We start from the raw sequence: 25,098 nt of genomic DNA, 5'->3' as shown, positions 1-25,098 counted from the left end.
GATAGGGACACCGGTAGCATAAGTGACTCTGATTCGATAGATAACCTATACCGCTCCGAGAGCAGCCCATCAATCAAGCCGCAGCCCCTCGATGAGGAGATCACGCGCAGGTGCGAAGCGATAGAATCCAAGAATCTCAACGGGAATGGGGCGCGGCATGCCGTAGAGGTAGACGCGGCCCTCGAAGCCCATATCAAAGCGCGGCGCAGCATCCTGCACGAGCGCGGTGAGTATACCGCCCGGCACGGCTGCGGCGTGGATGGTGAAGGCAGTCGCGTTGCCTGTCGCCTGTCGGATGCGGTAGTTGCCGGCGACGCCGTCGCTCATGCCGCCGATGCGCCCTGTGATATCGTAGCTACCCGGCGTGTCGCTGCTCGTCACCGTCGTGCCAAATTCAATGCCATCCGCACCTAATACGGACGGATTCTCGCCGACCGCGAAGCCGTCCGCACACCCCGTAAAGGAGGGCATAGCCTCGCCCTGCACAATGCTCCGTGCGTCGGCGGTCAACGTGAGGGTGCTGTGCGTGATCGTGCCCGTGCCTGTGAGCGTATCTGTGCTCAGACGATAGTTCCCCGCGCCCGTACCGCGCAGTGCGAACGTGTAGCTGACCGCATTTGCCGACGCGACATCCTTGCTGTTGTATGCCGCGCCCGTGGCGGTCGCCGAGACAAGGCTCTCCTCGCCCGCGACGACGTTATTCAGCGTCGCGTGGAACTGCGCTGCGTCTGCGGCGGTTGTGCCGTCGTAGGTCTTGCTCTGCGCCGCGACGCCGCTCATGGTCAGCGTGCGCTGCGTAATGGTCGCGCCGCCGATGAGGTCATAGCCGAGCTGGTCACTGTAGGCATCGTATGTGCCGACATCCTTCCCCGTATTGACGAGGGTGATGTGCGGATCCGTTGTCGCAAAGACATTGCCGTCGTAGACTTTCGCAAGGCGCTTCGTACCCTTCATCAGACCCGTGAGCAGCGGCGTGGTATGCCCATCGTAGATGCGCCACGGCGTGCCCTTGCCGCCCTCGGTGGCGACGACGGCATTGCCGTTCGCGTCCTGCCAACTCATGTATGTCGCCGCCAGCTTCATATCCGCCTCAAGAGCGACCTTGACATCCGTCACGTCAGCCCCACCGCTCAATGTCCCGACCGTCTGCCCTGCGCTGCCCGCCTTCGATACGGCATGGCGAATGCTGCCGCCGTTCACCTTCCCCACAACGCCGCCAACCTTCTGACTCCCTGTGACCCTCCCCGCATTTCATGCATTCTGAAGGCTACTGTTCTTTATATATCCCGCAATACCGCCGCTTTCATCCGCATCCCCTCTGACCTCGCCCGTATTGCAGACATTCTGAAAAGTACTGCCTTCGTCCGCCTCTCCCACAATGCCGCCGATCTGCTGACTCCCTTTGACCGTGCCCGCATTCCATGCGTTCTGAATACTGCCGCCCAACACCCGTCCCGCAATGCCGCCGACCACCCACATTCCGGCGACCGTTCCGGAATACGAGACGTTCCGAATGACAGCCTTCTCTGCAAGCCCTACAATACCGCCGACGTAAGCCCCCGCCTGCACATTGCCATCCCAGATGGAAAGATTTTCGATGGTCGCCTCCTTGACAGTGCCAAACAGCCCGATATGGATTTTAAGCTGACGATTGATATACAGCCCCCGCAGCGTGTGTCCCGCGCCGTCCAATCGTCCCGTAAATTCGTTGCCCCCATCTCCAAGCGGCGCAAAGCCCTTGCCGCTGTTCCAATCCTGTGTCGCCGTCGCGTCGATGTCCTTCGCGAGGATGTATCTGCCGTCCCGTTTCGCATTGATATTCTGCAGGTCGTAGATGTCGTGCACGCGCATATAGTCATAGTCCGTATGCGCCGCACCGCCGAGGTTCTGGACAACCCACCCGCGCGTTGTTGCAGATTTTGCGGTGTTCGGATTCGCATAGTCATAGAAGTTATGCGGCACAGAGCCGCCGCTCTCGTCAAAGTTCGCCGTCGCTCGATTTCCGACATCGTAGCCGATATGCGGCGCTTCCGCGCTGCGGATCGTGACGTTCGCCCCCGTGAGCGGCGCATTGCCCGCCGCGTTCTTCACATCATCTGTATTGAGGACGGTGACGTTATTCCCCTCGATGTAAAGTTTCGCCGCCTTTACCGTGCCAAGGTTCAGCACATTGCCGTACTGCGTGCCCGCTGTGAGTGGACTATTACCCCCCATGATGTACCCGCCGTGCTTGCAACAGCGTCGACATTCGCCGTCGAGAGGTAGAGTGCGCCCGTATTGACCTCGAAGCCTTTGGCGAAGAGGATGCCGTGCGGGTTGACGAGGTAGATGTTCCTGCCGCCCTCGATCGTGCCGTAGATGTTCGATACGCCCTCGCCCGTGACGAGGTTCAGATAGTCGCGTGTCTTTTCGCCGCCGTCGAAGCGCACCTTCTCGTTCTGCTCGATGGAGAAGTCCTCCCATTTGAGGATATTGTGCTCCGTCTTGCCAGCGATGTCCATGACCGTGCCGCTCGTGGAGATATTCGCCTCCCCCGCATTCGTCGTGGCATTCGCGCCCTCGATGGGCAGCGCATACGCCGTCTGCGCGGCAAAGGGGGCGGCGAGTGCGCCCGCAACGAGGGCACAGAGGAATTTGCGGCGCAGATGTGCATTTGATGAGGCTTTCATATTGCGACTTCCTTTCTCTATCGTACTGATATCGTTTCATAGATTCTGCGTTTTGCTCTATAGGAAGCACTGATAAATTCAGCACTACCATCTTGACGCATCTTTTTTGCCCGCACTTCGGCGGAAAATCCTCCACATAGCCCTTGCTATGCGTCCGGTTTGTCTCCTTGTTCGGACGAAAAAATCTACGCCAATCTGACGGACTTCATTTTATCAGCGATTCCCTTGTAGTGTGTCGCCTATAGCAGCGCCAGATATTTGGGGCGCTGCTCCTGATCGATCCCGAGGGCGTTCATCGCAGCATCTGCCGTAATCCCGAGACTTTGAATAAGGCTCTTGATGCCTCTTAGACGCTCGGCTTCCGCGCCCTCTTCGCGCCCTTCTTCGCGCCCTTCTTCGCGCCCTTCTTCGCGCCCTTCCGCAACACCTTCGTTATAGAGTTCTTCCATTACTCTGCACATCGTTGTAACCCCCTCTTCACTTTCTTTGAAAAAGCGCACTCGCTCCGCGAGCACCGCGCTATACATATCGTTCGGATTTGTGCAGAAAAAATCATGCATCAATCTACCCAATGGGCTGTCGCTCCGAGACGTTCCGTTGACGTAGAGGATATACGTGCCGTCGTCAAACACATCTGCCATATCCTCGAATGTGCGGCGCACCTTGTAGAGCGGCTTGCCATGCTTCCATATATCATGCTCGGTGATGAATATGACGTATGTTTCGGGAAGATCGCGGAACTCTGTCCCCTTGCTGACCGCGCGGGCGTCGATCATGCTGCTGTTGTAGCGTGCACGGCGCGGGATTGCCCCCTCATCACTGCGCTGTATCTCCACGTTGTAGATCGCCTCTCCATCCGTTGCAAGCGCGTCAAAACGCACGGAACGACCGTAGAGGTTCGGCGCATTCTGCTGCGTGAAAACCTCCGTCACACGTAGGCGGTCATTTCCCATCACAGCCCGAAGGACAACCTCCATACATGGGATATTCTCGTCAAAACAACTGTTGAAGAAGGTATCGTCAATCAGACGAAGCTGTTTGATCTTATTAAGATATCGTTCTTTGCGCTCTATGTGAATCGCCTCCTCCTCTTTTATTTTACTGTTTTTATCAATTTTTCGCAAGGAATCGCTGATAAAATAGACCCTCAGATTGGCGTAGATTTTTTCGTCCGAACTAGGAGGCAAACCGGACGCATAGCAAAGGCTATGTGGAGGATTTGCAGGCGTTGTACGGGCAAAAAAGATGCGCCAAGATGGCGGTGCTGAATTTATCAGTGCTTCCGCAGGAAAAGAAAACGGGTCTGCCGCGCGAAATCCGATAAACGCGCACAACAGACCCATCTATGTAAATGTTGGAAGAATTACCGTGCCCCGCACGCACCCGTCGACACCCTGCAGTCCTCGCTGCGGTTTGTAAAGCCCATCGCTCGGATGAGTGCCACGTCCTCGGCGATGGTCGTCCCAGAGGTCGTGAGCATATTCCCCGTGATGGACGCGGATGCTCCTGCACGGAACGCCGTCGCACCGTTCTCGGGCAGGAGCTTGCGCCCCGCACCGAGGCGAATGTTCGCGGTCGGATTGATGAAACGGAAGATCGCCACCGTGCGCAGGATGTCCTCGCCCGAGAGCGGCGCGAGATGTTCGAGCGGCGTCCCGGGAATCGCCATGAGCGAGTTGAGCGGGATGGACTCGATGCCGAGTTCCTGCAGAGCGAACGCCATGTCAAAGCGATCCTCCCACGTCTCGCCCATACCGATGATGCCACCCGAGCAGACGCAGAGCCCCTCCGCCTGTGCTGCCCGGATCGTACGGATGCGGTCTGCATAGCTGTGCGTCGTGCAGATCTCGGGGAAATACCGCTCCGATGTCTCGATGTTGTGATGATAGCTCGTCACACCGACCTCGCGCAGACGACGGAACTGGCTGCGCGTGAGCAACCCATGCGAGGCACACAGCTCAATCGAGAGTGTGCGCTTCATCTCCGCGTACGCCGCAAGTGCCTTTTCAAACTCTTCACCAGAGAGCGCACCGCCCGAGGTGACGATGGAGAAACGATTTGCACCCGCATCCTGATTTGCCTTTGCGTGTGCAATCAGATCCGCCTGTGCCATAAAGTTATAGGTATCGACACCCGTCTTGTGCCGCCCTGCCTGCGCACAGTATTTGCAGTCCTCGCCGCATCGCCCGCTGCGCCCGTTGACGATCGTGCACAGATCGATGTGATTGCCGCAGAAATGTTTCTGAAGGCGATAAGCCCCCTCGCCCAGCTCCTCGACCGGCGTATCCATAAAGACGGAGCGATCATCTTCGCGGCTGATACGATAGCCCGCGATGATCTTCTTCGTGAGTTCTGCAATACGATGTTCGCGCATAAAAAATCCCCTGCCTCATAATAGATAGTATTTATGTCATCTATTATAAGGCAGGGATTTGTTTTCGTCAACTAGATATTCGGTTGCGGTTTACTCTGCAAGTAAATCTTTCAACACATTTCGCACGCGTCCGTCATGCACACAGACCTCCGTGATAAAATCTGTGAGGTAGTCGCGGAAAACGCCCTCACGTGCGCAGAGTTCCCGCAGCTCCGGAGCAGCGTCCTCCGTTGTAATATCGTACTCAATGCGGTGCAGGAGACGCGCGATCGTGTGCCGTGTCTCCTGCGAGAAGAAGAGCTTGAGATTCGTCGCAGCTGCCGTACTGCGCGATGCCTGTATGAGCCATGTGCGCGTTATGAGATCGTCGCTGACGTTTGCAAAGCCCTCTTCTGCCCATGCCTCCCCCATCGACGGATTGTCGTCGCGCTCCCCCGCAAAGAAGTGAATCTCCTTGTAGAGCGTATCGTTCAGCAGACGTACGATCTCGGGCTTCGCGTACAGGTGACGATCCCCGCGCACGCGGAACTCACCGTCACGCAGAGCCGACAAGATGCGATGATAACGGATGTTGGTGTAGCAGGTGTAGAGCGTCCCCGTTTGTTTGAGCGTACGATTCAGTGCCATGAGGCTATCATACGGCTCGTAGGCGCACTCAATCGCAAACACTGAGATGATACGGTCAAAATATTCCTCCGCAAACGGCAGCGGGTCGCGCCGCCAGTCGAGGATGTGACAGTGCACGCCGAGCGCGGCAACCTGCTCGTTCTCCGCAATCTCCTCGTATGGCGTAACGGCGTGCATCTCGGCATTCGGATACATCTCCCGCAGCCGCGCAAGATGCTCCGAGCCATCGACGACAAGGATGCAAAGGCGTTCCGCACTCGGTGCAAGGAGGTCAAGGATCTCCGTCCTCACCGTGCAAAGTCCCCATGCTCTGCCCACAGGCGTTCGATCTCGCCCGTGACTGCACTGAGGTAGGATGCCCCATCCATCAGCGCGGACTGTTCTACCTCTGCACGCAGTGCTGTACGGCTTGCACGCACGGCAGCAATATCCTCTGCCATCCGCACGGCAAGATTCTCATACGCACGCGCATCGTCTGCAATCCACGCCGCTTTCCCCGCCGCCGTGAGCATCGCTGTGCCGAGACGCGACGCGTGGTGTGTCTTCCCGCGCAAACTCACAACAGGTACGCCCATATAGAGTGCCGTCGCCGTCGACGCACCGCCCGCATAGGGGAAGGTGTCGAGCGCAATGTCGATGTCCCCATAGTCTCCGAGATAATCCCGTTTTCCCGTCCGCACGAAGATGCGCTTCGCGGGCAGTTTCAGCCCCTCGATCATCTCCAGGATCGTCGTCACGCGCAGGGGACTGTCCACGGCGGCATCCTGCAGGATCAGCTGCGCCTGCGGCAGCTTTTTCAGAATCCGTCCCCAGACCTTGAGACACTCCTCGTTGATCTTCATAAAGTTCTGGAACACACCGAACGTCACGGGCGCATCGGCAGGACGCTCCGCCACCGCACGCGCACGCATCGCACGGTCCGGTGTAAAGTGGAATGCGTGCGGCAGACGCAGCAGCTGCTCACTGTAGAACTCCTCCGTGCCCGCAGGAGACAACACATTGTCCGTCAAAAAGCCATCCACAAAGGGAACACCCGTCGTTGCGAACCAGCCGATGCCCGAAATCTGTACGGGTGCGGGACGGCGCGCAAGCACCATCAGGGTCATACCGCCATCCGTGTGTCCGCCGAGGTCAACGAGCACGTCAATCTCATCCACACGAACCCGTTCCGCCTGCTCCTCGATGGAGAGATTCGCGAGTACATGGTAGTTCACTGCGCCGCGCAGGCTCTCGGTGAAACCATCCGTTCGGTCACTGAGCGAATACGCATAGACATCGTACTGCTCCGTCAGCCCATGCAAAACCCCTTCATAGAAGAGAGACGAGGACGAGCTGAGGAAATGCTGCGCGAGGAATCCGATCCGAAGCCGCTCATGCCGCACATCTGCACGCGGCGCGAGCGGCTTCTCATCGCGGTAGAGCGTTGCATACATATCGAACTGCGCCTTGAGCTCCTTTGGCGTGAGGTTCGGTACGGCGTGGCAGAGATAGAGATAGTTGGAGAAATGCTGCCGCTGGCTGCGGAGAAATTTATCCTCGGTCGCCGCCTCGAAGTATGCCGCAATCGCGCCCTCCGTATCCGCAAGCGCACGGCAGCACGCGCCCATCATCTCGGAGAACCGCCACTGCTCATCCGCAGGAATCTCCTCGTGTGCACGCAGATAGAGGATCGCCTCGATCGCCTCATAAATATACCCCTGATGAATGTCCTCGCGGAGGGCGGTGTAGTCGTCCATCCAACTCATTGTACTGTTCTCTCCAATCTAAAATATGCAATCTCGGGTGGGCAGCCGATCCGCAGCGGGAACCAGCTTCCGTTGCCCGTGTGCACATAGCCGTAATTCTCACCGATGCGCACCATGCCACGCGTGTACTTGAACACGGGAAAGAGCGGCTGACCGAGGATGCCGAACTGGCTGCCGTGCGTATGCCCCGTCAGCGTGAGCGGAACAGAGCCGTGTGCCGCCGAATCGTCGATAAACTCGGGATGGTGCGCGAGCAGAACGGTAACAGCGTCACGCGGAACATCCGCCATCGCCGCGCTGAAATACGCTTCTTTCTGCGCGTAAAATCCCTCGCCGCGTGCAAAGGGATAGTCCACACCTGCGATGTAGAGTGCGCCGCGCCCTGCGACCTGCTCCGCAGTGTTCAGCACGATATGCACCTGCCCCTCGCGCTGCATCTGCTCGACGAGCGGCCGCGCACCGTGATAGTACTCGTGATTGCCGATGCAGTAATAGATGCCGTCGCGGAAATCTCCGACGTGTGCAGCGAGCACCTCGGCGGCACGCTCGTTCAGCGGCTCATCATCGAACACATCGCCCGTCACAGTGAGCAGATCCGCGCCTCCCGCAGCAGCCTCGGTGAGCAGTGCGTCAAAATCCTCCACGGAGAAAAATGTACCGAGATGCACGTCGCTGATCTGCGCGATCACCATGCCGTCCGCCTCGGGCGGCAAGTTCGGCACAGGGATTGTATAGTCTCGGCGCACCGTATTATACCGCTCGACAAATGCACCATAGCTGCTGAGCAGGAAGCCCGCCGCAGGGTAGAGTGCCGCATTTTTCAGCACGCGCCGACGCGCCTCATCGTATGGAGCGTTTTGCGTCCGTCGCCACAGGAAGCGCACACCAACCGCAATCACAACGAATGCAAGTACCAGAAGCTGTGCCACGAGCAGCAGGATGATCGGCAGCGTGAGCATCCCCGCCCAGCCATCCGTCCGATGCGTGCTGAACAGGAAGAACAGACCGCCGACACTGCCGAGCTCAAAGAGCGCAACACCGATGCGCACCGCACGAAGCCGCCGCCCCTCTGCAAGATAGCGCAGAAAATAGAGACTGAGTGCGAGCGACGCAAGGACGACGAGCAGAAAAATTACCAAAGCAGTGAGCAAATGTACCTCCTTACTGTGGTCAAAGCCCCGTAATCATCGAAACAAACGGAATCGACGCGACGGAGATGAGCGTCGAGAGCGCGATGATCTCCGTCATGAGCGGGTAGGCGACCTTGTTGTAGAGGAGCGCCACCATCGCCACCATGCCACCCGTCGGTGCGGCGACAATGACGAGACTGCACCCGAGGATGTACGGATTTGTGACAAAAAGCTTCATTATGAGGAGAAGCGGAATCGGCAGCACCACAGCCTTGAGAAAGGTATAGATGAGGAGCTTGCGATCCGTCAACATATGACGCACATGGATGTCCTTGAGCGACGCTCCGATCATCATCATCGCCAGAGGTGCGGTCATCGCACCGAGCAAGGAGAACGTCTGCGAGAGGAGCGGATGCGTCGGAATCTCGGCGAAATAGATCACGCACGCAATCAGCGAGGCAATGATGCCGGGATTCAGCAGCATACGGACCATCTCAAACCCGCGCCGCTTGTGGATACTGATGGAGGAAACACCGTAGACAAAGAAGAGCAGATTCACGGGGATGAAGAACAGCGTCATATAGACGACCGCCTGATCGCCGTAGACCCCCTGCACGAGCGGCAGCCCCATAAAGAGAGAGTTGTTGAACCAGAACGAGAGGTTGACCGCCCCGCGCAGCCGCCCGCGAAAGCGCAGCAGCAGCGGCAGCAGAAAGCCGACAAGACACATCATCGCAAGCAGCACGGCATATGCGGTGTATGTCTCAATGACCTGATCCAGTCCCATGTGCTCCTCGGCGCGCATCGCCGCCGAGATGATGAGACACGGACATGCAATGTTGACAATCAGCGAGGAGAACTGCTCCTGATTGTTCGGAATGATGATCTTATAGCGGCGAGCAAGTGCCCCCGCTAGGATCATCAAAAAGAATACAATCATCTGCCCCAAAATCAGCATGACATTACCTTCTTTTCAGTTCGTAAATCCCTATTTCCCTAAAAATACTTCCCTATCCTTGTGCCTCTTCCAACAGCGGCTTCAGAAATTGCCCCGTATAGGACTCTGCGACCTTTACGATCTGCTCTGGCGTCCCCTTCGCGACGATGGTTCCCCCACGCACGCCGCCCTCGGGGCCGAGGTCGATCACATAGTCCGCCGCCTTGATGACATCGAGGTTGTGCTCAATGACGACCACCGTATCGCCGCCGTCCACGAGCCGCTGCAGGATGACGAGCAGCTTGTGGATGTCCGCCGCATGCAGTCCCGTCGTCGGCTCGTCGAGGATGTAGAGCGTCTTGCCCGTACTGCGCTTCGACAGCTCGGTCGCGAGCTTCACACGCTGCGCCTCGCCGCCCGAGAGCGTCGTCGCGGGCTGCCCAAGACGGATGTAGCCAAGTCCCACGTCACGGATGATCTCGAGCTTGCGTGCGATGCGCGGCACATTCTGAAAGAAATCCACCGCCTCGTCGATCGTCATGTCCAGTACCTCGGCGATGGTCTTGCCCTTGTAATGCACCTCAAGTGTCTCGCGGTTGTACCGTGCACCCTTACAAACCTCACAGGGAACATAGACATCGGGGAGAAACTGCATCTCGATCTTGAGGATGCCGTCCCCGCGGCACGCCTCGCAGCGTCCGCCCTTCACATTGAAGCTGAACCGCCCCGCCTTGTACCCGCGCATACGCGACTCACTCACCTGACTAAAGAGGTCACGGATCGCATCGAACACGCCCGTATAGGTCGCGGGATTCGAGCGCGGCGTGCGCCCGATCGGCTGCTGGTCGATGTTGATGACCTTGTCAATGTGCTCCAGTCCCTTGATCTTCTTGTGCTTGCCGGGCTTCCCCTTTGCACGGTAGAGACGTGAGGCGACCCCGCGATAGAGAATTTCGTTGACAAGCGTGGACTTGCCCGATCCGCTGACGCCCGTGACAAGGGTGAGCGTCCCAAGCGGGAACTTCACGTTGATTTCCTTGAGATTGTTTTCCGCCGCACCCACTACTTCGAGGAAGTTGCCATTTCCCTTGCGCCGCTCGGTAGGCACAGGGATGAACTTTTTCCGTGCAAGATACTGCCCCGTGATGGACGCGGGATTTTTCATAATCTCCGCCGCCGTCCCCTCTGCGACCACCTCGCCTCCATGCTCGCCCGCACCGGGACCGATGTCGATGATATGGTCGGCGGCATGCATCGTATCCTCATCGTGCTCCACAACGATCAGCGTATTGCCGAGGTCGCGCAGATGGTGCAGTGTTGCAAGCAGGCGGTTGTTGTCGCGCTGATGCAGTCCGATGCTCGGCTCGTCGAGGATGTAGAGTACCCCCATCAGCCCCGAGCCGATCTGCGTCGCGAGACGGATGCGCTGTGCCTCGCCGCCCGAGAGCGTCCCCGCCGCGCGTGAGAGCGTCAGATAGTCCAGCCCCACATCGAGCAGGAAGTTCAGACGTGCATGGATTTCCTTTAGGATCTCCACGGCGATCTTCGCCTCGCGCGGGGAAAAATCCTTCTCCGCCTCTGCGAGAAAGGCATCTGCCTCGCGGATCGTGAGTGCCGTGAGGGCGGCGATGCTCTTGCCGCCGATCGTGACGGCAAGCGTCTCGGGCTTCAGCCGCGCGCCGTGGCACGCCGTGCATGGGGTCTCCGTCATATAGTCCTCGTAGCTCTCGCGCATCTCCTCCGAGTCCGTCTCACGATAGCGGCGTGCGAGCGTGGGCAGAACGCCCTCGTACGGGACATTGTACTCCTTTTCCTCGCCGAACATATTCGTGTATTGGAAGGAAACGTACTCCTCCGAGCCGTAGAGCAGCATCTTCTGCGTCTTCTTGTCCATGCGGTTCCACTGCGTATGCTCGTCGTAGTCATGCGCACGCAGCAGTGCCGCAATCGCACGCATCCCATACGAGTTCGGATTTTTGGACAGGGGGGCAAAAACACCATCTGCCACGCTGAGTGTCGGGTCGGGTACAACAAGCTCCTCGTCAAACTCCTTGTGACTGCCGAGCCCCGTACAGACGGGACACGCGCCGAACGGGCTGTTGAACGAGAACATACGCGGCGCAATCTCGGGGAGCGAGATGCCGCAGTCCACACAGGCGAAATTCTCGCTGAACATGAGAAGTTCCCCATCCACCACCTGCACGTAGACCACGCCGCCACCCGCACGCAGAGCCGTCTCCAACGAGTCTGCCAGACGGCTCTCCATCCCTGCACGCACAACGAGACGGTCAACGACAATCTCGATCGTATGCTTCTTCTGTTTTTCGAGTGCGATTTCCTCGCCGAGGTCGCGCAGTTCTCCGTCGATGCGGACACGTACATAGCCGTCGCGGCGAATCTGGTCGAGGATCTTGCGGTGCTCGCCCTTTTTTCCGCGCACGAGCTGCGCCATGATGAGCAGCTTCGTCCCCTCGGGCTGCGTCAGAATCGCATCCACCATCTGATCGACGCTCTGCTGCGCAATGGGCTTGCCGCAGCTCGGACAGTGCGGACGCCCCGCACGCGCATAGAGCAGACGCAGATAGTCATAGACCTCCGTCACCGTGCCCACCGTCGAGCGCGGGTTGTGGCTCGTCGTCTTCTGGTCAATCGAGATCGCGGGCGACAGCCCCTCGATATTGTCCACGTCGGGCTTGTCCATCTGCCCGAGGAATTGCCGCGCGTACGCAGACAGCGACTCCACATAGCGCCGTTGCCCCTCGGCATAGATCGTGTCAAAGGCGAGCGAGGATTTCCCCGAGCCGGACAGCCCCGTTACGACAACGAGCTTGTCGCGGGGAATCTCCACATTGATATTCTTTAGGTTATGGGCGCGTGCGCCCTCGATTTTGATACTTTCGTTCATTTTCCCCTCCATTTACTGTCCTACCATTATAGCGAACAAAGGACAAAAGTAAAGTTTTCGTAAAAACTGTATCTACTCTCTAGGGAATCGCTGATAAAATGAAGCCCGTCAGATTGGCGTAGATTTTTTCGTCCGATTGAGGAGGCAAACCGGACGCATAGCCAAAGCTATGTGGAGGATTTGCCGACAAAAAGCGGGCAAAAAAGATACGCTAAGATGGCGTGGCTGAATTTATCAGTGCTTCCCTAAATCTCAATTTGTCGACGGATTCGACATATGAGGCAAATTCGTTTTGTAAAGATAACGGCGGTACTCGAATATATGCTTCTTCAATATCTGCATTATATAACCGCTGAATAGTACCACCTTGTGTGACATTCCATGGTTTTGTCTGATAACAGTATAATAAGTATGTATTCAAAACTTCATGTTCATCATTCGACAGCCAGACAATATTAGAATCTTGAAAATATGCAGGTTGACCATCAAACACAACGGTCTTCCCGATTGTCCCAGCAGCTGAAATCAAAACATCCCCTTTTCTGGGATATGGGTATTTCGCTTTATATTCTTCATATTTCTCTCTTTTTATATATGCGTCCGCAGCTCCTCCAAATGTAGAAATTTTATAAAACGGAATTTCTTCCAAATCGTACGTTTCATTTTTCATAATACGCTTACACATCAAGACTTTTCCTATATCCCCTAATTTCTTCATTGGAAAATTTTTGGCTTCAAACATTTCGACAAATCGGGATTTGACTACCCGCTGATATACTTTTGATGGGCGATTTTCACATTGGATTGGTTCACCATTGCGTATTGCAAGGTTGTATCAATCTTCGTGTGACCGAGAAGCACCTGCACCTGTTCAATCGGCATCCCCTTATCAATTGCTCTTGTCGCAAGCGTTCGACGAAACTTATGCGGATAGACACGTTGGATTGCAAGGCTTTTCCCAATGTTACGCAAACGAATCTCCACACCACTGATTTTCAGTCGCTGATGAGGTGCGTGTAAGCTCACAAAAAGTGCCGGATTCTCATCATTTCGCGTTCCAATATACTCCAATAAATGCAGCTTCGTTCGCGCATCAAAATAAACGGTTCGCTCCTTATTTCCCTTCCCGAGCACAACACACTCACGACGATCAAAGTTGAGATCTTCAATATCCAAACGCACGAGTTCACCAACGCGCACGCCTGTGGACGCAAGAAAATCAATCATTGCCAAATCGCGTATGTCTTTACAATGATCTCTGAGCCGCTCCAATTCTTCATCCGAATACGCCGTCTTGATTGTCTTTCCGGTACGTATTTTATGAATACGACGTGCAGGGCTCTTAATGATGTGATCCTCATCCTCCATCCACGAGAAGAACGAAGAAAGGATTCGTCGAATATTGTCGAGTGTGGTTTTTCCTACTTGGTTTTGTTCCTCATAGGAGGCAAGATATGTCCGTAGGTCTGCGGTTTCCATTTGCTTAACAGGTTTTTCTGAGATCTGAAAGAAGCGCTTTATTGTAAAAGAATAGTATCGTAAAGAACGCTCCGAACAACCTTCCACCTTTTTCGCTGCTAAAAACATATCCAGATATACGGCATTGTCAAGACAAGAAGCAGCTCCTTTGTTATCTTCTATGACCGTCTTCCCCCAAAGGGCATGAGTCAAAGCATTATGCAGCATTTCCATCTGTGCATTATTCAAACTTCCTACCATGCCTTGCTCTACTTCCTTGATGAATGCTTTGTTCATACTGCATCTACCTTTCCATATCATCTCACAAAACAAGGCAGGACGGCTTTTAGCGAAAATATTTATCTATCAGCTGTTCTTTTTCTTTCTTCAACTCCTTAATTTTCTCTTCTGTGTCAAATCTCAATTTGTCGACGGATTCGACATATGCGGCAAATTCATTTTGTAAGGATAGCGGTGGAAGTGAGATTTTGATTCGCAACAAATCCGACCGTGTCAGGCTTGGAAGTGTCATTTGCTTATTCAAAGTCATAAAATCAAATGACAGACAGAAATAAAAAAGATACTCCACTCGTAAGACATTTTTTTGAGGTATTACACCAAATGCAGTATCAATATTCCAAAAAGGTTCTTTCACCCAAATGGGGGAATTTATAGTTCCTTTACGTCCAACAACAACAGTATTGGCAGGACATAGAAAATCATCTGCATAGTCTATTATGCCACCACTGCCATATACGGGATATTTCCCCTGAGCGTTTTGCACAGACTTATAGTCTTTACCTTGTTTAATATCAACAACATCATCCCATTCAACACAAGAGAACTTTTGTTTATCTCCAAACATCTCAACAAATCGGGATTTGACTTGCTCATCGTATTCTACAAGTCGTTTTTCCTCTATTTCAATCTTTTCCCTAATCGTTTCAAACGTTTGAACAATCTGTTCTTGTTCCTCGATTGAAGGTAACGGTATAATGTATTGTAATATTTTATTCTTATCTCCACGCGGCATTTTTATCCCTTGAGAAAATGCCATTGTATACTCAAAAAACATATCTTGAGACAGAACGTAGTATAAATATTGTGGAAGCAGTCGCTCTATATCATTACTGCGAAATACTAACACATCATTTGAGCAACCTCCTTTTTTGGTCGATAACCAAATTTTTTTGAGGTACGGTCGTATATTAGAGATCAGAACATCATGGACTTGATAAGGAACAATCGAAGCTATAGGTGGCATTCCTTGGTAATCCTGAACACCGCCCCGCTCTTTTACCATATTATCTGTTGTAATATAGTCCACTATATTTATGTCATCTATACGAATACGTTCACTAACATAAGACGCAACACTTCCCAATGGACTTGAAGGATATATTCCATGATACTGTGTGAATTTATATTTATTATTTGTATTAATTGATTTATCGAATCCCACAGAATTAAAGTCCATCATATCTGCAAGTGAAGTGATATGCACATATGTACTCAGTATCTCTGGAACACCATAGAGTTGTCCAATAAAGTTCTCACGAATAAGCGTATTTATCTTTTCTTTGCTCTCCAAATTTTGAGGGTCGAAAAGAGGCGTAACAATCCCCTCAACTCCCTTGAGTTTCTCGATGACATCATCAGCATCCATGCTGTTTATAGAATAGGTATTCCCATTTCCTAGATACTTAATTCCTTCGCGTCCTTTCGATTCGCTCCACTCATATCCAAGAAAAACCTTTTGTTCTTTATTGTCAACAGGCGCATTGACTACGACAACGTCCCGATGATTATTTCTCGCTAAAAGATAAAAATATAACTTTTCCTGCTCAATCACGCGAATGAACGAAAGAAGAAGTTCTGTTTTTTGTTCCTCTTGTTCTTCGGAAGACAGCTGCTTAAATTTCTTTTTCTTAGCTTCTTTGTATTTCTGACGAATTTTCCTTGCCTCATCGCTAAGTCCTGTTAGATTTTTCTTGTCTGCCTCGAACACTTCCACATAGGCGTTAAAATATGGCACACAAAGAAAATCATCCCCATCGCCGCACAAGAATGCCTGATATTGTTCAAACTCCACATCGATTACGGAGCAGTAATCCTCCAAAAGTGCTTGATCCTGATAGACACCATCGTCCTCAAAGTTGCTAGAAAACCACGCTACAACCCGATTCCTGCAATGCGCTGCCAACGACGGCTTTTCTTCACGACGTTCAAGGAACAGCGTCACTGTATTCGTACCTGTTTTTCCAAATGTCCCACTACCAAGATATGCGATAGAAACAATATTAAAATATTGTAGAATAATCTCCCGACAGACAGAGTAGATTCCACCCTTATTCAAAATACTGCTGGGTAAAATAATGGCGGCAATGCCGCCCCCCTTCAAGAGTTGTTTGGCACGCTCCACAAAGAATGTTTCAATCGCGTTATTTTTTGCTCGATCTGATACACTGTCGGTTAATTCATAGGCTGACAGACCATCATTTGAAAGGGTTTCCAAAAACCCCTTTACACTGTATGGAGGATTTGCAATAAGAATGGAGTATGTTCCGTTTTTGACATCAGAAATATCTTGCGACAACGCATCATTATAGCGAATTTGTATACCATCCTGCCCATACATATAGGCAGAAACCTGCGCCACCTTTGACAGGCGATATTCTTTTTCGATTCCGATGATATTTTCATAGTAGGTATGAATATCGGTATCTCCAGTTTTCTCCACATAGGTACGTATCTGGCTGGCATACTCCGTCAGGAAATGCCCCGCTCCGCAGGCATAGTCAATCACCTTTGGAATTTGATTCTCCTCTTTTATCATTTGCTCCAAAGGTAATGCGGAAATCAAAAATCGAACAATGGGAATCGGCGTAAAAAACTGACCTTCACTCTGCTTGATTCCCTGATCCAGAAAGCCTTCAAAGAGATCTCCCAAAAACTGATTTTGTTTGTCACTGCCCAACTTGATGTCCTGCACCATGCGGACAACTTCTTTCAATATGATAGAGTTCTGGTTAAACAGTTCCTCATTATGAACATCCAATATTGCAAACGGATTATTATTAAAGTATTTGAGCTCACGAAAATAGTTAAGAATGGTTTCTTTTGCCACATCTGTTTTGCTCTTCAAAAAGCGGAATGCTGCTTCGACCTCTCGATTTTCCACATAGGTAATTTTGTCATCAAAAAATTCCTCCATGCCTGTCTTATACAGTTCATGAAGGCGATCATGCAAATCAAAATAATTGTCGTAAGCCGCGCCTTTCCAGTAGCAGCGAAGCTCAGATGCATTGTATTTCTCATCAATAATCTTTGCCAAGAAAAGATTGATGAGCTTATCAAAAGCATTTTCTTTGCTGGAAACATTATATTTACGCAAGATAGTTGCATATTCATTATACTTTTTCTGCATCGAAACAGAATCGATCTCCTGCAAATCTGTGATCGCCAGTTTTTTATTTCCTACTTGAAACGGTGCGATATTTTTCTCAAACACGCCATTGGTACTATAATCCTGCTGATAGGTTTCTTTCCATACAGAAAAATACTCGTAATGTCCGCCGTTCTCTGCTCTCACGGAAGCATAGCTTTGTAATTTTTTGTTGGAGCGCAGATACTCTTCATTATCCAGCAAAGTAATCACATGATAGAATGGAACAGTCCCCTTTTCTGTATAATCCGCCGCATAAAGGACAAGGTAACGAGCCTTTCGATAGGTGTTAAAGTAGTTAAACAGCTGACCGCCCGTCTTTTTCACTTTGTTCCACGCAAGGGCAAACTCATCATTGTCTGTCTGTTCCGTCGTCTTGCACTCAATAATCATGTATGCATTGTTGTCGTTATCAGAGATGAGGATATCTGCATACCCCGCCTTATTATCATCATGACCGCCCGGAACCCCTGCCTCCAAATGCAAATGTTCCGGTTTATAACCCAATGCCAGAAGTCGACAGACACAGTCCAGAACAACAAAGTTTTCTGCCTGACTAAAATTCAGTGTTGTTGCCCGTTCATATTTCAGTTGTTCCGGATATGTGATCGATTCAGCTGCAAAATCGACAATAATATGGCAGTTCGTAGGAGAAAAATATCGATCATATCGGTTATCTTCTACTTCTTCAAAGCCCAAACTAATAAGAGTTTCTCGTAAGTTATTCTGTCGGATCATAGCAGTTTCCCTCACACGGTTTTTTGCTTCTTCGGCAGTTCGCCCTCTAGCTCCACAATCATATCACGCAGCTCCGCCGCACGTTCGAATTCGAGGGCGCGAGATGCCTGCTGCATTTCGCGCAGGAGGCTCTTGACGAGGTTCTCACGCTCCTTCTTGCCGAGTTTTTTCTTCGCCTTGCCGTCCTTTTTTCCATAGGGTGCTCTGTCCTCGGCGGCGACGAGTGTCATCTCGATGAGCGGGACAATGGGCTTTTCGATGGTCTTCGGCGTGATGCCGTGTGCCTCGTTGTATTCGTTCTGGATCGTGCGGCGGCGTTCCGTCTCGTCAATCGCACGCTGCATCGAGCCCGTGATGACATCGCCGTACATGATGACGTGTCCAGCCGCGTTGCGTGCGGCGCGGCCGATGGTCTGAATAAGTGCGGTATCGGAGCGCAGAAAGCCCTCCTTGTCCGCATCAAGAATAGCGATGAGCGACACCTCTGGCATATCAAGCCCCTCGCGCAGGAGGTTGATCCCAACGAGCACGTCAAACTCTCCCGCTCTCAGGTCGTGGATGATCTCCGCGCGCTCGATGGTCGCGATGTCCGAGTGGAGGTAGCGCACCTTGACACCCGCTTCGCGCAGGTATTCGGTGAGGTTCTCCGCCATGCGTTTGGTAAGCGTCGTGACAAGGACGCGCTCATTGCGCTCGATGCGCACGCGGATCTCCGAGAGTAGGTCGTCGATCTGTCCGTCAAGCGGGCGCACCTCCACCACGGGATCAAGCAGCCCCGTCGGGCGGATGATCTGCTGCGCGACCTGCTGTGCCTGCTGCATTTCGTATTTGCCGGGTGTTGCGGAGACGTAGACGATCTGGTTGACGCGTGCGGCGAACTCCTCGAAGGTCAGCGGGCGGTTGTCGAATGCGGACGGCAGACGAAAGCCGTTGTCCACAAGCGAAACCTTGCGGCTGCGGTCGCCGCCGTACATGGCGTGAATCTGCGGCAGGGTCACATGGGACTCGTCGATCATGATGAGGAAATCGGCGGGGAAGTAATCGAGGAGGGTATACGGCGTGTCCCCTGCGTTCCTGTGCGTAAGGTGGCGCGAGTAGTTCTCGATGCCGGAGCAGTACCCCATCTCCTCGATCATCTCAAGGTCGTAGTTCGTGCGCTGCTCAAGTCGCTGCGCTTCGAGAAGTTTGCCCGCACCCTTCAGCTCATCCAGACGCTGCGCAAGCTCCGTACGGATGTCCGCCATCGCAATCTTCATATCCTCATCGTCCGTGACGTAGTGGGACGCAGGAAAGACCATCGAATGCAGACGCTCGCCGTATACCTCGCCCGTCATGGCATCAAACTCGATGATGCGCTCCACCTCGTCGCCGAACATCTCGATGCGCACACCGCGGTTGTTGTAGCCCGCAGGGAAGATCTCGACGACATCGCCGCGCACGCGAAAACGTCCGCGCTCGAATGCGATGTCGTTGCGCTCGTAACGAATGGAGACGAGCTTTTGCAGAATCGCCTCGCGCGGTATCGTCTGCCCCTTGTGCACGGAGAGCACCATCTCATGATAGCTCTCGGGCGAACCGAGGCCGTAGATGCAGGACACGCTCGCGACGATAATCACATCACGCCGCTCGAACAGCGAACAGGTCGCGGAGTGGCGCAGCTCGTCGATCTCATCGTTGATGGACGCGTCTTTCTCGATGTAGGTGTCCGTCTGCGCGATGTACGCCTCGGGCTGATAGTAGTCGTAGTAGCTGACAAAGTAGCCAACGTAGTTGTCGGGAAAGAAGGACTTGAACTCGCTCGCAAGCTGTGCCGCGAGCGTCTTGTTGTGCGCAATGACAAGCGTCGGACGCTGCACACGCTCGATGACCTTTGCCATCGTATAGGTCTTGCCCGTGCCGGTCGCACCGAGCAGCACCTGCGCCGCCATCCCGTTCTCGATGCCGCCCGCAAGATCCGCAATCGCCTGCGGCTGGTCGCCCATCGGCTCGAACGGCGCAACGACCTTAAATGGGATCTCCTTCTCAAAGATCGTCGTATTGAGTTTCGGAACCATCGCCATCGTGCGCCCTCCCCGTCACTGTCGAAAAGTCATTCTGTCATTATAACGCATTCAACGTGTGATGGAAATAGCCGCACACAAAAAAGCACCCGACAGGGTGCTTTTTCATCAGTATATCAAAGTTTACTGACATCTGCCGCCGTCATGATCTCGACGACGGTGATATCCTTCACGGTGTTAAGGTCGATGAAACCGCCGTCCACGAGCTGTACGACGGGCATTGCCGTAACGCGCGACTCGTCGATGTAGACGATGCGTCCTGCCGAGCCGTCCGAGAGGCGCAGCCAGCAGCCGTTGAGCGCGGCGTTGAGCTTGCGCATAAAGAGCACGGCATACTCAGAGTCGAGCTTGCCGTCGAGCACGTCGGCATAGAGGATCTTGAACACTTCGAACGGCGAACGCTTCTCCGCATAGGTACGGCTGGACGCCATTGCATCGTAGCTGTCGAGCACGGCAAGAGCCTTGCCGAATGCGGAGATCTGATCCCCGTCGAGTCCGGAGGGATAACCCGAGCCATCGCAGCGTTCATGATGCTGAATGATGCCGTTCATGAGATCCTTGCGTCCGGAGAGGTCACTGCTCTCAAGCACCTTAAAGCTGTCGACGACGTGGTTCTTGAGAATGTCGAACTCCTCCTCCGTGAGGCGACCTTTTTTCTCAAGCAGATCTTTTTCGATGAACTGCTTGCCGATATCGAGGAAGAGCCCCGCGAGCACGAGGTTCTGACGGTCGATTCCGCTCAGTCCCATCCATTTTGCCATAAGCCCGCCGAGGATGGCAAGGTGAACGCAGTGATGGAGGTTGTAGTCCCCCTCCTGATTCATCGTGTAGATCATGGAGACCGCCGTCGCACCCTCTTTATACAAGTCACGCAGACGCCCACTGGACATGACCTCTTGGAGAATGCCCATGTTGAGTTTGCCGGAGACAGCCGCTTCCTGAAAGAGCTTTTCCATCTCCGTGTAGACGTAGCGATAGTCTTCCTCATACTTACTATCCAGCTTTACGTCACGCTCGGGAGCCGCCTTGCCCGTAAAGGGTGCCGATGTTGCGTCTGCCTTTATCGCCTTCTCCTTCTGCACAGCGGCAAGGATACTGTCCTCATCGACGTAGACAGACGCAATGCCCTTCTCTTTGAGAAGGTTGATCATCTCCCGATCCAGAACCGTGCCGCCCTCGACGAGCACGATGTCAGACTCCTCGTCATACACCGTACGCCCGATGAGCATTTCAGGCAGCAGGCTTCGGACAGCAAACGCTTTTAACATGATGTTTTCTCTCCCTTTTCTTCCTTGAACAGAGCATCCTAATTATCCCTTGACAACAATATTGACGAGCTTGCCTGGGACACAGACGACCTTCACGATTGTTTTGCCCTCTGTGAGTTCCCTCGCTCGGGGCAGCTCGGTGACAAGCTGCTCCATTGCTTCTTTATCCAGATCAGCGGCGATCTTGACGCGGTCACGCACCTTGCCGTTGATCTGCAGCACCACCTCGATCTCGTCCTGCGTGAGTGCGGACGCATCATATGCGGGCCACTTCTCGGCGTGCACACTGCCCGTGAAGAGTCGTGCCCACAGTTCCTCCGTGATGTGCGGCGCAAACGGCGCAAGCATCCGCAGAAGCATGGTCGCCGTCTCACGCGCAAGCGCGGGGCTGAGTTCCTTATCCTGAAATGCGTAGAACGCATTAACAAGCTCCATGATGGAAGAGATTGCCGTATTGAACATGAAGCGGTCACGCACATCTTCCGTGACCTTCTTCACGGTCATGTGCAAGACGCGGCGCAGTTCGGTCTCCTCGGGCGTAAGTGCCGACGGGTCACAGTCCGCAGGTGCTGACTTGATTGCGCCCTCAAACTGGAGAAGGATGCGCCAGACACGGTTCAGGAAGCGGAATGCTCCCTCAACCCCCTGATCGCTCCAGTCGAGGTCACGCTCCACAGGTGCGGCAAAGAGGATGAAAAGACGCGCCGTATCCGCGCCGTACTTCTCGATGATCTCCTCAGGGGAGACGACGTTGCCGAGCGATTTCGACATCTTCGCGCCGTCCTTGATGACCATGCCCTGTGTCAGCAGGTTCGTGAACGGCTCATCGAAGTCGAGCATACCCGCGTCGCGCAGCACCTTCGTAAAGAAGCGTGCATAGAGGAGATGCAGGATCGCGTGCTCGATGCCGCCGATGTATTGATCGACGGGAGCCCAGTAGTTCACCTTGTCCCGATCAAAGGGCCGCTCGGTGTTCTTCGGGTCGGCATAGCGGTAGTAGTACCACGAGGAACAGATGAACGTGTCCATCGTGTCCGTCTCGCGCGTCGCTTCCCCGCCGCATTTCGGACATGTGCAGTGGAGGAAGTTCTCACTCGAGGAGAGCGGCGATACCGCCCCCTGCTCGAATGACACATCCTCGGGCAGACGCACGGGCAGCTCTTCCTCGGGGACAAGCACCTCGCCGCACTTTTCACAGTTGATGATGGGAATCGGCGCACCCCAGTAGCGCTGACGCGAGATGAGCCAGTCGCGCAGACGGTAGTTGACGCGGCGTTTGCCGTATCCCTGCGCTTCTGCCTCGTCGATGATCGCGCCCATCGCCGCGTGCATCTCCATCCCCGTGAACTTGCCGGAGTTGATCAGGAAGCCTTCCTTCTCAACGTATGCCTCCGTCATATCCTCAAGCCGCAGCTCCCCCTCGGGCGGGCGAATCGTAAGGATCTTGCGGATGCCGTACTTCGTCGCAAACATCCAGTCGCGCTGATCCTCGGACGGCACCGCCATGACGGCCCCCGTGCCGTACTCAAAGAGGACATAGTTCGTGATCCAGATCTCGACCTGCTCGCCGTTGAAGGGATTCGTGCAGTAAAGCCCTGTAAAGATGCCCTCTTTCTCCGACTCGCTTGAGGCGCGTTCGATGTCGGACTGCTTCTTCACACGCGTACAGAACGCGCGAATCTCGTCCGCCTTGTCGCTGATCGCACAGATCTTCTCCACAAGCGGGTGCTCGGGCGCAAGCGCAAGGAAGGTAATGCCGAACACGGTGTCGGGACGCGTCGTGTAGACGGGAATCTCCGTCGCAAGTGCGGGTGCGGGCAGACGGAATTCCAGTCCCTCGCTGCGCCCGATCCAGTTCTCCTGCATGGTCTTGACGCGCTCAGGCCACCCCGGCAGCTTCGCAAGATCGGCAAGGAGTTCGTCGGCATAGTCCGTGATCTTGAAGAACCACTGTGCGAGGTTCTTCTTATGTACCTCGGACTTACACCGCCAGCACTTACCATCCTCGACCTGCTCGTTCGCAAGCACCGTGCCGCAGGTATCGCACCAGTTGACGGAGGCTGCCTTTTTATACGCAAGTCCTTTCTTATAGAACAGCTCGAACAGCCACTGTGTCCAGCGGTAGTAGTCCTCGCGACAGGTGATGACCTCGCGCTCCCAGTCATACGCCAACCCGAGTGCCTTCTGTTGACGCTCCATGTTCTCGATATTCGCATACGTCCACTGTGCGGGATGCACCTTGTTCTGAATCGCCGCATTCTCTGCGGGCATGCCAAAGGAATCGAATCCCATCGGGTGCAGGACGTTGTAGCCCTCCATCGTCCGAAAACGCGCGACCACATCGCCGATCGAGTAGTTGCGGACATGCCCCATGTGGAGTTTTCCCGACGGATAGGGGAACATCTCAAGCACATAATACTTTGGCTTCGTGTCATCCATCTCCGTGTGGCAGCTGCGCTCTGTCTCCCAGATGTTCTGCCATTTCGCCTCAATCTCCTGCGGGCAATATCTCTCCACTATACTCCTGCTCCTCCCAGTATTCCAATCATCGTGCGGCTGCGCCGCAAAATTTTCTACTTAAATAATAGTTTCGTTACATTATACATGAAATAGGAGGAACGCGTCAATCATTATTCATAGTTTACAGTAAGGGTATAGGACTTTTTTCTTATCACCTGTATGTATGAATGCCGTATCAAAGCACGTGCACTCATGCAGACTTCATGATACAATGGAGAAAACATTGATACATTCTGGATCAATCTGACGGATCTCATTTTATGACCACGAGAGCTTTTTCGATAGGAGGTGCGCGTTTGGAACACTATCTTTCCGGCGTCGCTGTGCACGCAGGCCCGGCGCTCGCCATCTTCTTTGCGGCATTCATCCAGTCCATCACGGGTTTCGGACTCGTCATCATTGCCGCCCCCCTCCTCATGTTCTTCTACGAGCCAAAACTCACCGTCCCGATTATGCTCCTGATTGCATGCAGCAGCAATGCCATACAGGGCTTCTTCGCGCGACGACAGGCGAACTACGCACTCATCCGATGGCTCTACCTCGGAATGCTCCTTGGGCAGCCCATCGGATTCTTCTTCTTCAACACCATCTCCAACGATGCTCTGAAGGTCTTCATCAACATTGTCGTGCTCCTGACACTCCTCCTCATGCAGATCGCGCACCGCCGCATCGAAGAACGCCGCCGCAACACTGTCATCACGGGGATGCTTTCAGGCTTTACGGCAATCACGACGGGCATGGGAGGACTGCCGTTCCTGATCTATCTTGCGTATACCAGTATGCCGCCCAATGTGTTTCGCGCGACCTGCTTCGTCTACTTCTTTCTCGGAAATGCAACCTCTCTCATCAGCTATCTCATCGGCGGCTTCCCTCTCACCGCGGCATTCCATGAGTTCATCTATCTCCTGCCCGCACTCGCCGTCGGCATCATTGCAGGACGCGAGAGCATACGCTTCGTCCCCGCTGCCCTCCTTCGGCGGCTCATCTTTGCGATGCTCTATGTTGCTTCGACCTACACAATTGTCTCCATTTTGCTGAAGTCATTATAAGGCATTGCCGCATTTGGCAATGTCTTTTTCGCAAAAAGCAGATACAGAATCCCCCACCCTGTATCTGCCGTATAGAATTAGCCGTTATACTTCTGCACACATGATTGCTGCAGTGATGTTAAGGAATCGCTGATAAAATGAAGTCCGTCAGATTGGCGTAGATTTTTTCGTCC

The 25,098-nt window shown here is 53.7% G+C and carries 18 protein-coding genes and 1 pseudogene; 3 read left to right on the top strand and 16 right to left on the bottom strand.

Going from position 1 to position 25,098, the window contains the following annotated elements; genetic code table 11:
• Positions 1 to 69 precede the first annotated feature (69 nt).
• The 4 genes from ACO6BQ_RS02060 to ACO6BQ_RS02045 form a co-directional block, all read right to left on the bottom strand.
• The gene (locus ACO6BQ_RS02060) at positions 70 to 1,209 is read right to left on the bottom strand and encodes a YDG domain-containing protein (RefSeq protein WP_489119251.1); all 1,140 of its coding nucleotides are present in this window, start codon (positions 1,207 to 1,209) and stop codon (positions 70 to 72) included.
• A gap of 42 nt (positions 1,210 to 1,251) precedes the next feature.
• A complete protein-coding gene (locus ACO6BQ_RS02055; RefSeq protein WP_489119249.1) occupies positions 1,252 to 2,214 on the bottom strand; it encodes a M26 family metallopeptidase in 963 nt (320 codons plus the stop codon).
• Positions 2,163 to 2,669 carry a two-partner secretion domain-containing protein gene (locus ACO6BQ_RS02050; RefSeq protein WP_489119247.1) on the bottom strand — a complete coding sequence of 169 codons (507 nt, stop codon included), beginning with the start codon at positions 2,667 to 2,669 and terminating at the stop codon, positions 2,163 to 2,165. Before ACO6BQ_RS02050 ends, ACO6BQ_RS02055 begins: the two co-directional genes overlap by 52 nt.
• A 239-nt stretch (positions 2,670 to 2,908) precedes the next feature.
• Complete coding sequence (locus ACO6BQ_RS02045; protein WP_489119244.1) at positions 2,909 to 3,793, bottom strand: Rpn family recombination-promoting nuclease/putative transposase; 885 nt, start codon at positions 3,791 to 3,793, stop codon at positions 2,909 to 2,911.
• Between the two features lie 56 nt (positions 3,794 to 3,849).
• On the opposite strand from ACO6BQ_RS02045, the pseudogene ACO6BQ_RS02040 reads away from it, so the two are divergent.
• A pseudogene (locus tag ACO6BQ_RS02040) lies at positions 3,850 to 3,954 on the top strand (secretion protein HlyD); the annotation flags it as partial.
• A gap of 78 nt (positions 3,955 to 4,032) precedes the next feature.
• Here the strand turns inward: ACO6BQ_RS02040 and bioB are convergent.
• From bioB to uvrA, 6 genes are all read right to left on the bottom strand, one after another.
• Positions 4,033 to 5,043 (bottom strand): biotin synthase BioB, encoded by a 1,011-nt coding sequence (gene bioB, locus ACO6BQ_RS02035; RefSeq protein ID WP_489119241.1) that lies wholly within the window; start codon positions 5,041 to 5,043, stop codon positions 4,033 to 4,035.
• Positions 5,044 to 5,133: 90 nt separating this feature from the next.
• On the bottom strand, positions 5,134 to 5,961 hold the full coding sequence (locus ACO6BQ_RS02030; protein ID WP_489119239.1) for a methyltransferase domain-containing protein: 828 nt from the start codon (positions 5,959 to 5,961) through the stop codon (positions 5,134 to 5,136).
• The gene (locus tag ACO6BQ_RS02025) at positions 5,958 to 7,415 is read right to left on the bottom strand and encodes an O-linked N-acetylglucosamine transferase, SPINDLY family protein (protein ID WP_489119237.1); all 1,458 of its coding nucleotides are present in this window, start codon (positions 7,413 to 7,415) and stop codon (positions 5,958 to 5,960) included. The genes ACO6BQ_RS02030 and ACO6BQ_RS02025 overlap by 4 nt, the downstream gene beginning before the upstream one ends.
• Positions 7,412 to 8,566, bottom strand: coding sequence for a metallophosphoesterase (locus tag ACO6BQ_RS02020; protein WP_489119235.1), 1,155 nt, complete (start codon positions 8,564 to 8,566; stop codon positions 7,412 to 7,414). The genes ACO6BQ_RS02025 and ACO6BQ_RS02020 overlap by 4 nt, the downstream gene beginning before the upstream one ends.
• Before the next feature lie 19 nt (positions 8,567 to 8,585).
• Positions 8,586 to 9,503, bottom strand: coding sequence for an AEC family transporter (locus ACO6BQ_RS02015; protein WP_489119233.1), 918 nt, complete (start codon positions 9,501 to 9,503; stop codon positions 8,586 to 8,588).
• Positions 9,504 to 9,555: 52 nt separating this feature from the next.
• Positions 9,556 to 12,387, bottom strand: a complete 2,832-nt coding sequence (gene uvrA, locus ACO6BQ_RS02010) for an excinuclease ABC subunit UvrA (RefSeq protein ID WP_489119230.1) — start codon at positions 12,385 to 12,387, stop codon at positions 9,556 to 9,558.
• 135 nt (positions 12,388 to 12,522) lie between these two features.
• On the opposite strand from uvrA, the gene ACO6BQ_RS02005 reads away from it, so the two are divergent.
• Positions 12,523 to 12,636 (top strand): secretion protein HlyD, encoded by a 114-nt coding sequence (locus ACO6BQ_RS02005; protein WP_226372156.1) that lies wholly within the window; start codon positions 12,523 to 12,525, stop codon positions 12,634 to 12,636.
• Here ACO6BQ_RS02005 and ACO6BQ_RS02000 read toward each other — a convergent pair.
• From ACO6BQ_RS02000 to leuS, 6 genes are all read right to left on the bottom strand, one after another.
• Entirely contained in the window at positions 12,599 to 13,129 is a 531-nt protein-coding gene (locus ACO6BQ_RS02000) for a restriction endonuclease subunit S (RefSeq protein ID WP_489119227.1), read from the bottom strand. The two genes, ACO6BQ_RS02005 and ACO6BQ_RS02000, sit on opposite strands and share 38 nt — an antisense overlap.
• Before the next feature lie 20 nt (positions 13,130 to 13,149).
• On the bottom strand, positions 13,150 to 14,142 hold the full coding sequence (xerA, locus tag ACO6BQ_RS01995; protein ID WP_489119222.1) for a site-specific tyrosine recombinase/integron integrase: 993 nt from the start codon (positions 14,140 to 14,142) through the stop codon (positions 13,150 to 13,152).
• Between the two features lie 49 nt (positions 14,143 to 14,191).
• Positions 14,192 to 18,028: a restriction endonuclease subunit S gene (locus ACO6BQ_RS01990; RefSeq protein WP_489119220.1), complete on the bottom strand. Its 3,837-nt coding sequence runs from the start codon at positions 18,026 to 18,028 to the stop codon at positions 14,192 to 14,194.
• A gap of 11 nt (positions 18,029 to 18,039) precedes the next feature.
• Entirely contained in the window at positions 18,040 to 20,088 is a 2,049-nt protein-coding gene (uvrB, locus tag ACO6BQ_RS01985) for an excinuclease ABC subunit UvrB (protein ID WP_489119218.1), read from the bottom strand.
• A 116-nt stretch (positions 20,089 to 20,204) separates the two neighbouring features.
• Positions 20,205 to 21,356, bottom strand: a complete 1,152-nt coding sequence (locus ACO6BQ_RS01980) for an HD-GYP domain-containing protein (RefSeq protein ID WP_489119216.1) — start codon at positions 21,354 to 21,356, stop codon at positions 20,205 to 20,207.
• 42 nt (positions 21,357 to 21,398) lie between these two features.
• Complete coding sequence (leuS, locus tag ACO6BQ_RS01975; protein ID WP_489119214.1) at positions 21,399 to 23,873, bottom strand: leucine--tRNA ligase; 2,475 nt, start codon at positions 23,871 to 23,873, stop codon at positions 21,399 to 21,401.
• Between the two features lie 299 nt (positions 23,874 to 24,172).
• Between leuS and ACO6BQ_RS01970 the strand changes: the two genes are divergently transcribed.
• On the top strand, positions 24,173 to 24,925 hold the full coding sequence (locus ACO6BQ_RS01970) for a sulfite exporter TauE/SafE family protein (protein ID WP_489119211.1): 753 nt from the start codon (positions 24,173 to 24,175) through the stop codon (positions 24,923 to 24,925).
• Positions 24,926 to 25,098 lie beyond the last annotated feature (173 nt).

The organism is Centipeda sp. (in: firmicutes) (assembly GCF_057271695.1).
The sequence above is the reverse complement of the archived record's forward strand: the minus strand, read 5'-3'. Positions and strand labels throughout refer to the sequence as shown.